The sequence below is a fragment of the Bacillus sp. NSP9.1 genome (assembly GCF_000465465.2).
GTDB classification, from domain to species: domain Bacteria; phylum Bacillota; class Bacilli; order Bacillales; family Bacillaceae; genus Bacillus; species Bacillus sonorensis_A.
The window spans coordinates 2,989,937-3,004,206 of the sequence record NZ_CP048273.1 but is presented as its reverse complement, the minus strand read 5'-3'; the positions used below and the strand labels follow the sequence as shown (position 1 = coordinate 3,004,206).

The 14,270-nt window shown below is 46.0% G+C and carries 14 protein-coding genes; all 14 read left to right on the top strand.

The features are described 5' to 3' along the window. The first annotated feature begins 3 nt into the window (after positions 1-3). The 14 genes from M654_RS15635 to spoIVB all read left to right on the top strand — a co-directional run bounded on the left by M654_RS15635 (position 4) and on the right by spoIVB (position 13,994). Positions 4-654: a SpoIIIAH-like family protein gene (locus tag M654_RS15635; RefSeq protein ID WP_026587814.1), complete on the top strand. Its 651-nt coding sequence runs from the start codon at positions 4-6 to the stop codon at positions 652-654. Positions 655-828: 174 nt separating this feature from the next. Further along, on the top strand, positions 829-1,314 hold the full coding sequence (gene accB, locus M654_RS15630; RefSeq protein WP_026587813.1) for an acetyl-CoA carboxylase biotin carboxyl carrier protein: 486 nt from the start codon (positions 829-831) through the stop codon (positions 1,312-1,314). A 12-nt stretch (positions 1,315-1,326) separates the two neighbouring features. Continuing rightward, positions 1,327-2,679, top strand: a complete 1,353-nt coding sequence (gene accC / locus M654_RS15625) for an acetyl-CoA carboxylase biotin carboxylase subunit (protein WP_026587812.1) — start codon at positions 1,327-1,329, stop codon at positions 2,677-2,679. Positions 2,680-2,726: 47 nt separating this feature from the next. Then, complete coding sequence (locus tag M654_RS15620; RefSeq protein WP_035428366.1) at positions 2,727-3,110, top strand: Asp23/Gls24 family envelope stress response protein; 384 nt, start codon at positions 2,727-2,729, stop codon at positions 3,108-3,110. Between the two features lie 290 nt (positions 3,111-3,400). After that, the gene (nusB, locus tag M654_RS15615; protein WP_026587809.1) at positions 3,401-3,790 is read left to right on the top strand and encodes a transcription antitermination factor NusB; all 390 of its coding nucleotides are present in this window, start codon (positions 3,401-3,403) and stop codon (positions 3,788-3,790) included. Between the two features lie 16 nt (positions 3,791-3,806). Then, the gene (folD, locus tag M654_RS15610; RefSeq protein WP_026587808.1) at positions 3,807-4,655 is read left to right on the top strand and encodes a bifunctional methylenetetrahydrofolate dehydrogenase/methenyltetrahydrofolate cyclohydrolase FolD; all 849 of its coding nucleotides are present in this window, start codon (positions 3,807-3,809) and stop codon (positions 4,653-4,655) included. 71 nt (positions 4,656-4,726) lie between these two features. Next, positions 4,727-6,076 (top strand): exodeoxyribonuclease VII large subunit, encoded by a 1,350-nt coding sequence (xseA, locus tag M654_RS15605; RefSeq protein ID WP_026587807.1) that lies wholly within the window; start codon positions 4,727-4,729, stop codon positions 6,074-6,076. Further along, the gene (locus M654_RS15600; protein WP_026587806.1) at positions 6,069-6,329 is read left to right on the top strand and encodes an exodeoxyribonuclease VII small subunit; all 261 of its coding nucleotides are present in this window, start codon (positions 6,069-6,071) and stop codon (positions 6,327-6,329) included. Before xseA ends, M654_RS15600 begins: the two co-directional genes overlap by 8 nt. Then, positions 6,319-7,209, top strand: a complete 891-nt coding sequence (locus tag M654_RS15595; protein ID WP_026587805.1) for a polyprenyl synthetase family protein — start codon at positions 6,319-6,321, stop codon at positions 7,207-7,209. Before M654_RS15600 ends, M654_RS15595 begins: the two co-directional genes overlap by 11 nt. A gap of 261 nt (positions 7,210-7,470) precedes the next feature. Further along, positions 7,471-9,372, top strand: coding sequence for a 1-deoxy-D-xylulose-5-phosphate synthase (gene dxs, locus M654_RS15590; RefSeq protein ID WP_026587804.1), 1,902 nt, complete (start codon positions 7,471-7,473; stop codon positions 9,370-9,372). Next, on the top strand, positions 9,369-10,214 hold the full coding sequence (locus tag M654_RS15585; RefSeq protein WP_026587803.1) for a TlyA family RNA methyltransferase: 846 nt from the start codon (positions 9,369-9,371) through the stop codon (positions 10,212-10,214). The genes dxs and M654_RS15585 overlap by 4 nt, the downstream gene beginning before the upstream one ends. A gap of 106 nt (positions 10,215-10,320) precedes the next feature. Beyond that, positions 10,321-10,770 carry a transcriptional regulator AhrC/ArgR gene (gene ahrC / locus M654_RS15580; protein WP_026587802.1) on the top strand — a complete coding sequence of 150 codons (450 nt, stop codon included), beginning with the start codon at positions 10,321-10,323 and terminating at the stop codon, positions 10,768-10,770. A 29-nt stretch (positions 10,771-10,799) separates the two neighbouring features. Then, on the top strand, positions 10,800-12,530 hold the full coding sequence (gene recN, locus M654_RS15575) for a DNA repair protein RecN (protein ID WP_026587801.1): 1,731 nt from the start codon (positions 10,800-10,802) through the stop codon (positions 12,528-12,530). 180 nt (positions 12,531-12,710) lie between these two features. Next, positions 12,711-13,994 (top strand): SpoIVB peptidase, encoded by a 1,284-nt coding sequence (gene spoIVB, locus M654_RS15570; protein WP_026587800.1) that lies wholly within the window; start codon positions 12,711-12,713, stop codon positions 13,992-13,994. Positions 13,995-14,270: the final 276 nt, after the last annotated feature.

Here is a 14,270-nt window from a genome sequence, read left to right as displayed (position 1 = left end):
ATGATGCTGAAAAAACAAACGGTCTGGCTTTTAACCATGTTAAGTCTTGTCGTTGTGCTGAGTGTCTATTACATCATGTCACCTGAAGGAGAGAACGTCGTTTCCGTGGATCAAGAAGGACAAGTCGCCGCGGAAAAAGAAAAGCAGGAAGCACCGGCGAAAGAGGAACCTGCAAAAGAGGAACCTGGGAAAGATAAAGGCACAGAGTCCGAAAAAGGAAAGACCGAAGGAAAAGATAAAGAAACGTCAGCCAGTGAACAGAGCGGCAGCAATGGAGAGGTTGTCACAGAGGAATCATCCGGCGACGATGTATTTACGACATATCGGATGGAAATGGACGATCAGCGCAGCAGAGAGAGGGAGCAGCTAACCGAGATCGTCAGAAGCGACAAAGCGACAGCTAAGGAAAAAAGCGAAGCCTACGATAAAATGAATGAGCTCAGCGAAGCGGAGGGAACAGAAAAAACGCTGGAGACATTGATCAAAACAAAAGGATACAAGGACGCTCTTGTAAATGCTGACGGCGACAAAGTCAACATTACCGTCAAAGCGAAAGAACATTCCAAATCTGCCGCTGCTGATATCATCGATATCGTCGCAAAAGAAGTCAAAAACTTAAACGATGTGGCCGTAACGTTTGAGCCTGCTGATTAAACCGTTTCCCGCTTGCAGAAAGCGGGATTTTTTGCGCCTATTAGCCGCGGGCTGACAAGGCGCCTTTATGATTGTAGTTGAATTCGGCATTCCTCTCCTGTAAGATGAATATAGTATGTACTTTTAGTACTAACTGATAAACATGATAAATCTTTTCATTAGGAGTGCGATAGCATGTTAAAAATTGATGAAATTAAAGAATTGATAAAATTAATTGATGAATCTTCGATAAATGAATTTACATATGAAAACGAAGGATCGAAGGTTGAACTGAAAAAACAAAGCGGTGTCGTACAAACCATCCAGCAGGCGCCGGCCGTTCCTGTTCAGGCTCCGGTACAAGAAGCTGCTGTTCAGGCAAAGCAAGCGCCCGTCCAGGAAGCGCCGGCTCAACAGGAAGCCGCCAACGCCAATGAAAACCTTCATAAAATCACCTCCCCTATGGTCGGGACGTTTTATGCATCGTCTTCGCCTGAAGCTGATCCTTATGTAACCGTCGGTTCAAAGGTGACGGAATCTTCCGTTGTCTGCATCGTCGAAGCGATGAAGCTCTTCAATGAAATCGAAGCTGAAGTAAAAGGTGAAATCGTTGAGGTGCTGGTTGAAAACGGCCAGCTTGTTGAATACGGACAACCTTTATTTTTAGTAAAAGCAGAGTAAGGAGCAATTGAGATGATAAAAAAGCTATTAATTGCGAACAGGGGAGAAATTGCTGTCAGAATTATCAGAGCGTGTAAAGAACTGGGAATCGATACAGTTGCCGTCTTTTCAGAGGCTGACAGAGAGGCGCTTCATGTACAGATGGCCGATGAAGCATTCTGCATCGGACCCAAGCTTTCAAAAGACAGCTATTTAAACATCACCAACATCGTCAGCGTTGCTAAAATGACCGGGGCGGACGCGATTCATCCGGGTTACGGCTTTCTTGCGGAAAACTCAGATTTCGCAGAGCTTTGCGAAGAAGTAAACGTCACCTTCGTAGGACCGACCGCGGACGCGATCTCCAAAATGGGAACAAAGGATGTCGCAAGGGAAACGATGAAGCAGGCCGGCGTTCCGATCGTACCGGGCTCTCAAGGAATTATTGAGGATATAGAAGATGCGGTTTCATTGGCACGCGATATCGGGTATCCTGTGATTATAAAGGCAACTGCCGGAGGCGGCGGAAAAGGAATCAGGATTGCCCGGACGGAAGAAGAGCTGATCAACGGCATCAAAATCACCCAGCAGGAAGCCGCGACAGCGTTTGGCAACCCCGGTGTGTACATCGAGAAATATATTGAAGATTTCCGGCACGTCGAAATTCAAGTCCTTGCAGACACACACGGAAACACGATTCATTTGGGTGAGCGCGACTGCTCGATCCAAAGAAGGCTGCAAAAACTGATTGAAGAAACCCCTTCGCCTGCGCTTGATGAAGGAATCAGGGAGCAGATGGGTCAGGCGGCGGTCAAAGCGGCTGAAGCCGTTCAGTATACGGGAGCGGGAACAGTCGAGTTCATTTATGACTACCGCGAACAAAAGTATTACTTCATGGAAATGAACACGCGGATTCAGGTTGAACACCCGGTGACGGAAATGGTGACCGGCGTCGATTTGATCAAAGAGCAGATCAAAGTGGCTTCAGGCGAGAAGCTGAGCCTGACCCAGGATGAAGTCGCCTTTAACGGATGGGCGATCGAATGCCGGATTAACGCGGAAAATCCGGAGAAAAACTTCATGCCTTCTCCGGGAAAAATCGAGATGTACCTGCCTCCGGGCGGTCTCGGCGTCAGAGTGGACTCAGCTGCATATCCGGGCTATATGATTCCGCCGTACTATGACAGCATGATTGCCAAGGTCATCACATATGGAAAGTCGCGGGAGGAAGCGATCCAAAGAATGAAGAGGGCGCTGAGCGAATTCGTCATCGAAGGCGTTCATACGACGATCCCTTTCCATTTGAAGCTGCTTGACCATGAAACATTTGTAAGCGGAGAATTTAATACGAAGTTTTTAGAAATATATGATGTAATGGGGTCGTAATTTATACGGAGGTGAGCAGATTGAAAGACGACAACAGCTTATTGGAAATGAGCCATGAAGAAGATCATTTAGGAAAAGTGGAGATCGCTCCGGAGGTCATTGAGGTGATTGCCGGAATCGCCGCTTCCGAAGTTGAAGGCGTTGCCGGAATGCGCGGCAATTTCGCAACAGGTGTTGTAGAACGCTTTGGAAAAAAGAATCACGGCAAGGGCGTCAAAGTTGATCTGACCGACGACGGCATTATCATTGACGTCTACTGTGTGATGCTATTCGGCGTTTCCATTCCTAAAGTTGCAAATGCCGTCCAGGATAATATCCGCCAGACGCTCCTGAATATGACGGCTCTGTCGATTAACGAAATCAACATTCATATCGTTGGAGTCCAATTTGATTCAAAAACACAAGAAGTGGAAATCGATCAAGAGATGTAGCACTTTTTTGGGAGAACCAAGGGGAATGTCGGCCCTTTGGTTTTTTCATGTTCCGTGTGTTTAAAAAATCATTTTTCATAAGCATCATTCCGGTGGTATCGATCAAAAATAAAAGCAATGAAAGACCCGGCGCAAAAATAAAAACGAATGTTGTTGGGAGTTTATTGTTTATTATTCGGTTATTGGCGATAAAATCACGATTTTCGCATGCGAAAACACTAAAAATATGATATGATCTCTTTGTGGCTTAAGCGGCAGCAGCAAAGAGGATTAAAGGAGAAAAAGTAAGGATGAAAAGAAGAACAGCAAGAGAAAAGGCTTTGCAGTCATTATTCCAGATTGATGTCAGCGATATAGAACCGAAAGAAGCAATGCAGCATGCCCTTGACGGCCTTGAAAGCGATGCTTTTTTCGAACAGCTTGTTTACGGGGTCTTAGAGAACAAAAGCAAAATCGATGAGATGATCAAGCGTCATCTCGTCAATTGGAAGCTCGACAGGCTCGCCAATGTCGATCGCGCGATTCTGCGTTTATCCGCTTATGAAATGCTGTTTTTGGACGACATACCTGTCAACGTCTCTATGAATGAAGCGATAGAACTGGCAAAGCAATTTGGTGATGACAAGTCAGCGAAGTTTGTAAACGGTGTTCTTTCTAACATTAAATCAGACCTTGAATAATTTAGGAGGAGAGCAAATGACAGCAACCATCATCGACGGAAAAGAAACAGCGAAAGAAAAGCGCGGGCAGCTGGCCAAGGAAGTTGAAGAGCTTAAAAAACAGGGAGTTACCCCGGGATTGGCCGTTATTTTAATTGGTGATGATCCGGCGTCTCTTTCATATGTACGCGGAAAGAAAAAAGCAGCTGAAGCTATGGGGATGCGCTTCCAATTGGACCATTTTGACGCAGATTTCTCTGAACAGGAACTTCTTGAAGTCATCGACCAGTACAACAAGAATGACGACTTTCACGGAATTCTTGTCCAGCTGCCTCTTCCGGATCATATTTCCGAACAAGCGGTGATTGAAAGGATATCTCCTGACAAAGATGTTGACGGTTTTCATCCGCTGAACGTAGGAAAGATGCTGCTCGGCGAAGATACATTCCTGCCTTGCACACCGGCGGGAATCGTCGAATTGCTGAAGAAAACCGGCATTGATCTGTCAGGGAAAGAGGTTGTTGTCGTCGGCAGAAGCAATATCGTGGGGAAACCGGTTGGCCAGCTGCTTTTGAACGAAAACGCAACCGTCACATATTGCCATTCAAGGACGGCCGATATAACGGCGCACACGAAAAAAGCCGATGTGCTGATCGTAGCTGTGGGGAAAGCCAATTTTATCAAAGCGGATCAGATAAAAGAAGGAGCCATTGTCATTGATGTCGGCGTCAACCGCCTTGACAACGGAAAGCTCACCGGAGATGTGGCGTTTGATGAGGCAAAAGAAAAAGCATCATATATCACGCCTGTACCCGGAGGCGTCGGTCCGATGACGATTACAATGCTTGCCCATAACACGGTAAAATCAGCGAAACGTTCCCTTTAAAAAAACGTTCACCCGCCGGATGATGTCCGGCGGATGAACCTACCTGCGCCTCTAAGAAAGGAGACTGTGCCATGAGTGAAGTATCATTTGTCACGGTCACGGCTTTGACAAAATATATTAAACGCAAGTTTGACGTCGATCCCCATCTTGATGATCTTTGGATCAAGGGCGAGCTGTCAAATGTGAAAATACATAGCAGAGGACATATTTATTTTACGCTCAAGGATGACAATGCCCGCATCCAGGCCGTTATGTTTGCCAGACAAAACAAAGGTCTCGGCTTCACCCCTGAAAACGGGATGAAGGTGTTGGTGAGAGGCGGCATTTCGGTTTACGAACCGAGCGGCAGCTATCAGCTCTATGCGAAGGAAATGCAGCCAGACGGCATCGGTGCGCTTCATCTGGCTTATGAAGAATTAAAGAAAAAACTTTCACAAGAAGGTTTGTTTGACGAAAAACATAAAAAATCCATCCCCGCCTTTCCATCTGTCATCGGTGTTGTCACTTCTCCTACAGGAGCGGCTGTACGGGATGTCATCACCACCATTAAAAGAAGATATCCCCTTGTAAAAGTGATCGTCCTTCCAACTCTCGTTCAGGGAACAAACGCGAGCCAGTCTATCGTCAACAGCATTGAAGAAGCCAACCGCAGAGAGTTGTGCGACGTATTAATCGTCGGACGCGGCGGCGGGTCGATTGAAGAGCTGTGGGCTTTCAATGAAGAGATCGTCGCCAGAGCCATTTTTTCGTCCGACATTCCGATTATTTCCGCCGTCGGGCATGAAACGGATTTTACGATCAGCGACTTCACAGCTGATTTGCGGGCTGCAACTCCGACGGGTGCCGCCGAGCTTGCGGTCCCAAATATCATTGATTTGCTGGAGCGCTTAAAAACACTTGAAGCAAGAATCACAAACACGATGCAACAGGATCTAAAAAAAAGACAGGAGCGGGTGAAACACCTTCAGTCGTCCTATGCTTTCCGCTATCCCAAAAGGCTCTATGCCCAAAAAGAACAGGAGTTTGATCTCGCGTTTGACCGTTTTCAAAAACAGCTGGCCTTGACACTGGAGCAAAAAAAACAGATGCTGAACGAAAAGACGTACAAATTGGAAATGCTACATCCGGCTGAACAGCTGAAACAAGCGAAAAGGCGCCATGAGGAACAGACAAACCGGCTGAAACGGAACATGAGAGTGCAGCTTAAGCACATTCACTCGCAGTTTCAAACGGTTCTTGGTAAACTGAATGCATTGAGCCCTCTTGAAGTCATGGAAAGAGGGTACAGTTTGACATATAAGGAAAACGAACTGATTAAAAGTATTGAACAGGTCGAGGAAAAAGACGAAATCCTTGTCAAATTAAACGACGGGACTTTGGCCTGTGAAGTACGGCAAAAGAGAGGCGAAACAAATGGCTGAAGATAAGAAAAGAAACCAGGAGGACGTTACGTTTGAAGAGGCCATGAAAGGTCTGGAACAGATCGTAGCAAAGCTTGAAGAAGGGGATGTGCCTTTGGAAAAAGCGATCGATTACTTCCAGGAAGGCATGACTCTTTCAAAAATGTGCCACGAAAAACTGCAAAATGTTGAAAAGCAAATGGACTATATTTTGCGGGAAAATGGCGAATTAGCTCCTTTCAGTGTCCGGGAGGAGGAAAAAGGTGAGCGTTAATCTGGATGTTTTTTTAAAAACGAGAAAAGCATTGATCGAAGAACGCCTTCCTATATATATACAAGAACTGCAAGCGCCGACATCCCTGAAAGAATCCATGCTTTATTCTTTGGAAGCGGGAGGAAAAAGGCTGAGACCGATTTTGGTGCTTGCGCTTCTTCATGCTTACGGCAAAAATGAAGCGGACGGAATTCCGGTCGGATGTGCGGTCGAAATGATCCACACCTATTCGTTGATCCATGATGATCTTCCCTGTATGGATGACGACGATTTAAGAAGAGGAAAACCGACAAACCATAAAATTTTCGGAGAAGCGACAGCGGTTCTGGCAGGAGACGCATTATTGACCGAGAGCTTTAAATTGATTGCTTCGCAGATGCCGGCAGACGTCTCCGCCGAAAAGCGCCTGAGACTGGTAAATGAGCTGGTTTCAGCGGCGGGGGCCGAAGGGATGGTCGGCGGCCAAATTTTAGATATGGAAGCTGAATCAAGATCCATTTCCCTTGAGGACCTGCAGACGATTCACGAAGGAAAAACGGCCAAGCTCCTCAGCTTCAGCGTGATTGCCGGCGCCGTTCTGGCCGATGCACCTGAAGATGAAATCGAAAAGCTCCGCGAATTCAGCCATCATATCGGCATCGCTTTTCAAATCAGAGACGATATTTTGGATTTGGAGGGGTCCGAGGATAAAATCGGCAAGCGGATCGGTTCTGACACGACAAACGGGAAATCGACCTATCCAGCAATCCTTTCTGTGGATGGCGCTAAACAAAAGCTCAGCGAGCATATTGAAAAGGCGAAAGAGCTAATCTCGACGCTTTCTTTGGAAAAAGAACTCCTTTATGATTTTTGCGAGATGATTGCCCGCCGGGATCACTGATGCCTATGTTTCCATTTGAGCACACAAGGCTGATTATGCTAAAATAGAAGCAGTTGAACCGGAAACGCCGCGCCGTTATCACGATGTGTTAGCGGCTGTTTTTTCAGATTAAAAAGCGTCCCGATATGCACGTTTGCGCATGAGGATGTTTTCATCATATAATAATCCAAGCTGATCATAATGAAAGCAGTCCTTAAAATGCAGTTGAAAATGAGCAAGGCGCATACTTGCAGAAATCATGCTGAAAGTGAGTTGATCCGATTGGATCTGTTATCTATAAAAGACCCCAAATTTTTAAAAGATCTTTCCCTTCAGGAACTGGAGGATTTAAGCGCTGAGATTCGCCGCTTTTTAATTGAAACGCTTTCCGAATCAGGGGGGCACATCGGTCCGAATCTTGGCGTCGTTGAGCTGACCATTGCTTTGCATAAAGAATTCAACAGTCCGAAAGATAAATTTTTATGGGATGTCGGGCATCAATCTTATGTACACAAGCTTTTGACCGGCCGCGGAAAAGATTTTGCGACTTTGCGCCAGCATCTGGGATTGTGCGGCTTTCCGAAACGAAATGAAAGCGAACACGATGTCTGGGAAACAGGCCACAGCTCAACTTCTCTTTCCGGTGCGATGGGAATGGCAGCTGCCAGAGATTTAAAAGGTACAAACGAGTACATCATCCCGATCATCGGCGACGGCGCTCTGACGGGCGGCATGGCGCTTGAAGCGCTGAACCACATCGGACACGAACAAAAAGATATGATTGTCATTTTAAATGACAATGAAATGAGCATCGCTCCAAATGTCGGAGCGATTCATTCCATGCTCGGAAGGCTGCGCACAGCCGGAAAGTATCAATGGGTGAAAGATGAGCTCGAATATTTGTTCAAAAGAATACCCGCTGTGGGCGGAAAACTTGCCTCAACGGCTGAGCGAATCAAAGACAGCCTGAAATATCTGTTGGTGTCAGGGATGTTTTTTGAAGAGCTTGGTTTCACGTATTTGGGGCCTGTTGACGGGCACTCATACGAAGAGCTGTTCGAAAACCTGCAGTATGCGAAGAAAACGAAGGGGCCTGTCCTTCTCCATGTCATCACCAAAAAAGGAAAAGGCTACAAACCTGCGGAAACAGATAAAACCGGAACTTGGCATGGAACCGGCCCTTATAAAATCGATACGGGGGATTTTGTCAAGCCAAAAGCCGCCGCTCCGTCATGGAGCTCACTTGTCAGTGAAACGGTCCGGAAGCTTGCGCGCGAAGACGAACGGATTGTGGCCATCACCCCGGCCATGCCGGTTGGCTCGAAGCTTGAAGGGTTTGCAAGCGAGTTTCCGGAGCGGATGTTTGATGTCGGCATTGCCGAACAGCACGCTGCCACGATGGCTGCCGGTCTTGCCACACAGGATATGAAGCCGTTTTTGGCGATCTATTCCACTTTTCTTCAGCGCGCATATGACCAGGTTGTCCATGACATCTGCCGGCAAAATTTAAACGTATTTATCGGTATTGACAGAGCAGGGCTTGTCGGCGCAGACGGGGAAACCCACCAAGGCGTATTTGATATTGCCTTTTTAAGGCATATTCCAAATCTGGTGCTGATGATGCCGAAAGACGAAAATGAAGGCCAGCATATGGTCAATACGGCTGTCAAATACAATGACGGTCCTATCGCCATGCGTTTTCCGCGCGGAAACGGACTTGGCGTCAAAATGGATCAAGAGTTGAAGACGATTCCGATCGGGACATGGGAAGTGTTGCGGCCCGGAACTGATGCCGTGATTTTAACGTTCGGCACAACCATTCCGATGGCGCTTGCCGCGGCGGAGGAGCTCCAAAAAGAAGGGCGCTCCGTCAGAGTAGTGAATGCCCGCTTCATCAAACCGCTTGATGAAAAGATGCTCAAGGGGATTCTGAACGAAGGTCTTCCGATCTTAACGATCGAGGAGGCTGTCCTTCAAGGCGGTTTCGGCAGCTCGATTCTTGAATTTGCCCATGACCATCAGTCATACAGTCCGATGATTGACAGAATGGGGATTCCTGATCGTTTCATCGAACATGGAAGCGTTGCAAAGCTGCTTGAAGAAATCGGCTTAACGAAAGAAGAAGTCATCAGACGAATAAGGATGCTGACACCTGTAAAGACTCATAAAGGAATTGGATCATGACAGCAAAAAAAGAACGGCTTGATGTTTTATTAGTAGAAAGAGGGTTAATGGAAACGCGGGAAAAAGCGAAAAGGGCGATCATGGCCGGTATTGTCTATACGAATGAAAACAGGCTGGACAAGCCGGGTGAAAAGGTCGACCGCACGATTCCGCTGACCATTAAAGGGAACCCGTTAAAATACGTCTCTAGAGGCGGATTAAAGCTTGAAAAAGCATTGAAGGAATTCCAACTTTCCGTCCGCGGCAAATTGATGATCGATATCGGTTCGTCAACGGGCGGATTTACCGACTGCGCCCTGCAAAACGGTGCTTTGCGCTCCTATGCGGTGGATGTCGGCTATAATCAGCTTGCCTGGAAATTAAGGCAGGATGAGCGGGTGATCGTGATGGAGCGCACGAATTTCCGCTACTGTACTCCAGCTGACTTTACGGCAGGAATGCCGGAGTTTGCCACCATTGACGTCTCGTTTATCTCGCTGAAAATCATATTGCCAGTGTTGAAAAACATTTTGGTGGCGGACAGCGATTGCGTCGCTCTGGTCAAACCGCAGTTTGAAGCCGGCCGTGAATCAGTTGGGAAAAAAGGCATCGTCCGCGATCCTCTCGTCCATAAAGCTGTGCTGAACGATATCAGCCAATTTGCCGCCCGGGAAGGATATCATTGCAAAAATGCATCATTTTCTCCGATAACAGGAGGAGACGGCAACATTGAATTTCTGCTTCATTTGCATTGGGAAGGGCCAGATAAGCCCGGAACACCGATCGCAGAACATATGGTCAATCAAATTGTCGAAGAGGCTCACGACACATTAAAAGCGAAAAAGTCGGATGAAAAGGAATAATAGTGGGCTATTATTCCTTTTTTGCTGCAAACGTGTACTTTTTCGGCAAAATCATATAACATAAATGTATAAACATACACAATGTGTGTATAAGCAGAGGTGGAATATGAACAAAGGTCAAAGGCATATTAAAATCAGGGAAATTATCACTGCAAATGAGATTGAGACACAGGATGAGCTCGTCGATATTTTAAAGAAAGACGGATACAATGTCACACAGGCCACCGTTTCACGCGATATCAAGGAGCTTCACCTGGTGAAAGTGCCGACAAATAACGGCTCCTATAAATACAGCCTGCCTGCTGATCAGCGGTTTAATCCGCTCTCCAAGCTCAAGCGATCATTGATGGATGCGTTTGTCAAAATTGATTCGGCAAGCCACATGATCGTCCTGAAGACGATGCCCGGCAACGCCCAGGCAATCGGTGCGTTGATGGACAATTTGGATTGGGAAGAAATCATGGGGACGATCTGCGGCGATGATACGATTTTGATTATCTGCAGAACTCAGGAAGATACGGAACATGTTCAGAAAAAAATTCTGGAACTTTTATAAATAGGCCCGAAAAGAGGTGTCACAAAAGTTTGTTAGCTGAATTATCGATCAAAAACTTTGCCATTATTGAAGAGTTAACCATTTCATTTGAAAAAGGGCTTACTGTATTAACCGGAGAGACTGGAGCTGGAAAATCGATCATCATTGATGCAGTATCGTTGCTTGTCGGGGGCAGAGGGTCGAGTGAATATGTCAGATATGGAGAGAAAAGGGCCGAATTAGAAGGGTTGTTTCTGCTTGACAGCGGACATCCCGTTTTTGATCTCTGCGCCGAACTTGGAATTGAAGCCTCGGATGATATGATCGTTATGAGAAGAGATATTAATGCAAACGGCAAAAGCATCTGCCGCGTCAATGGAAAACTTGTGACGATCGCAGCTCTCAGGGAAGTCGGCAGACTTTTATTGGACATCCACGGCCAGCACGACAACCAGCTTCTAATGGAAGATGATCAGCATCTTCAGCTGTTGGACAGATATGCGGGCGAAGAAATTGATAAGGCATTAAAAGCTTACCAAGAAGTATACGACCGCTATATGAATGTCGTCAAAAAGGTCAAGCAGCTTTCTGAAAGCGAACAGGAAATGGCGCACCGGCTCGATTTGATTCAATTTCAGCTTGATGAAATCGAATCCGCCAATCTTCAGCCGAAAGAAGACGAACTGCTGCAAGAAGAACGCCAGCAAATTGCCAATTATGAGAAAATATATGAAGGGCTTCAGCATGCCTATAACGCCCTGCGCAATGAGCAAGCCGGGCTCGATTGGGTCGGGATGGCCTCAAGCGAGCTTGAGAATGTATCAGAGATCAATGGCGGGCTCAAAAAAATCTCTGAGTCAGTGGCGAATGCCTATTACATTCTTGAGGATTCAACATTTCAGATCAGAAACATGCTCGATGAATTGGAATATGATCCCGAACGGCTTGATTTCATCGAATCACGCTTGAATGAAATCAAGCAGCTGAAACGGAAATACGGCGCCACTGTCGAAGACATACAAGCCTACTCAGCCAAAATAGAGGAAGAGATCGACCGCATTCAAAATCGCGACAGCCATCTTCAGGCATTAAAGGCAGAGCTTGAATCAGTCGGCAAAGATGTTGCGATTGAAGCGGTAAATGTCTCAGACATTCGTAAATCATGGGCGAAGAAGCTCGCCGGACAAATCCAGCAGGAGCTCAAAGAGCTTTATATGGAAAAATCGACATTTGATACACAATTTCAAATCAAAACGGCAGATGCCCGCGATGACGCTCCTACCGTCAACGGCGTACCCGTCCAGCTGACGAAACAAGGCATTGACAGCGTTCGCTTCTTAATATCGACAAATACGGGAGAACCGCTCAAATCCTTATCAAAAGTCGCTTCAGGAGGAGAATTGTCAAGGATCATGCTGGCGATGAAAAGCATTTTCTCCGCGCAGCAGGACGTCACTTCGATCATTTTTGATGAAGTGGACACAGGTGTCAGCGGAAGAGTGGCCCAGGCGATTGCTGAAAAAATCCACCGTGTTTCAATCGGTTCACAAGTGCTGTGCATCACCCATTTGCCGCAAGTGGCCGCCATGGCGGATACCCACCTTTTGATCACGAAGCAATCGAAATCCGGAAGGACGACGACGAGCGTCACTCCGCTGTCAAAACAGGAAAAAATAGCTGAGATCGGCCGGATGATCGCCGGCGTTGAAGTGACAGATTTGACAAAACGCCACGCCAAAGAGCTTCTGCATCAAGCAAAACTTGTCAAAACGGGCGGATAAGCTGTTCAATCTTTTGAACAGCTTATTTTTTGTCTCATTTTCTTATTCCAACGTTTCTTTATCATTTTATCCAATGTTTTTCTTCTCTTCGCAGTTATAAATCACTGTCAGGAAGGCAAAAGTAATGAATGTAGCGAAAGAATTTAGATGGTGTGGGTTAGGTGCGAGGAGAGTGAAAAGGTGGATGTTGAAAAAATCAGAAAAGCTGTGGGTATAATTCTCCTTGTTTCTTTAATAAGTGTAGGATTTTACAAACCGGTGAAAGAATACATTGAAATACCAAAAAACATGAACATTTTTGAGACGGGTTCAAGAGCAATAGAGACAAGCTTAGCCGTCCATACTCCTCAAGATGAATCATCAGAGGCATTCACATTAAAAGAGAATAAACATGAAGTCGAGATCAAAGGTGAAAAAAACGGAAAGGCAGAACTCGTTTATGACTTTGCCGGATTTCCAGTTAAAAAAACAAAAGTAAATGTCCTGCCGGATCTTAAGGTCGTTCCAGGAGGGCAGTCGATTGGCGTCAAGCTACACTCTGTCGGCGTACTGGTCGTCGGGTTTCATCAAATCAATACGCCTGATGGCAAAAAGTCCCCCGGCGAGGCTGCCGGAATCGCGGTAGGCGATATCATCACCGAAATCAACGGCACGAAAATAGAAAAAATGAATGACATCACCCCTTTCATTCAAAAAGCAGGGAAAACAGGTGAAACGCTAAATCTGTTAATCAAAAGGGACAAACAGGAGATCAAAACAAAACTGGTCCCGAAAAAAGATCAGGCTGAGGATAAATACAGAATCGGTTTATATATCAGGGATTCTGCCGCAGGGATCGGCACCATGACATTTTATGAACCAAAATCAAAAAAATACGGAGCGCTCGGCCACGTGATTTCCGATATGGATACGAAAAAGCCGATTGTCGTGGAAAACGGTCAGATTGTGAAATCGACTGTCACCTCCATCGAAAAAGGAAAGGGCGGAAACCCCGGTGAAAAACTGGCGCGCTTTACTTCTGAACGAAAAGTGATCGGCGACATTAACAGAAACAGCCCGTTTGGGATATTCGGGACGCTGCATGAATCGATCAAAAACCATGTGGCTGACAAAGCGGTGCCGATCGCATTTTCAAATGAAGTCAAAGAAGGGCCTGCGCAAATTTTAACAGTCATTGAAAACGATAAGGTCGAGAAATTTGATATTCAAATCGTCAGCACAACACCGCAAAAGTTTCCTGCAACAAAAGGAATGGTGCTGAAAATTACCGACCCCAAGCTCTTGAATAAGACAGGCGGTATCGTTCAAGGAATGAGCGGCAGTCCGATTATTCAAAATGGAAAAATCATTGGGGCGGTCACACACGTTTTCGTCAATGATCCGACGAGCGGCTACGGCGTTCACATCGAATGGATGCTGTCCGAAGCCGGGATCGATATTTACAAAAAGGATCAAGCAAGCTAACTGCCGGGAATCCCCCGGCAGTTTTTTGTTTTCACCTTTCATTCTCCCGCACTGTGAGTTAAAATAAAACAAGAAAGATTTTTCGACAAATTCGCGTTCTTCCGTTTGTCAAACTGCATATCAAGTCGAAAAATCAAGAAAATCTGAGAAAAACGAAAAAAAAGAGAGATAAACCACTAATATTGGAAAAATCATTTTTTAAAAAAGGGAATAAAGTGGTCTTGTCGAATTAAACATATTAGAAAAAGATTAATGAAAATGATCAACATACACATT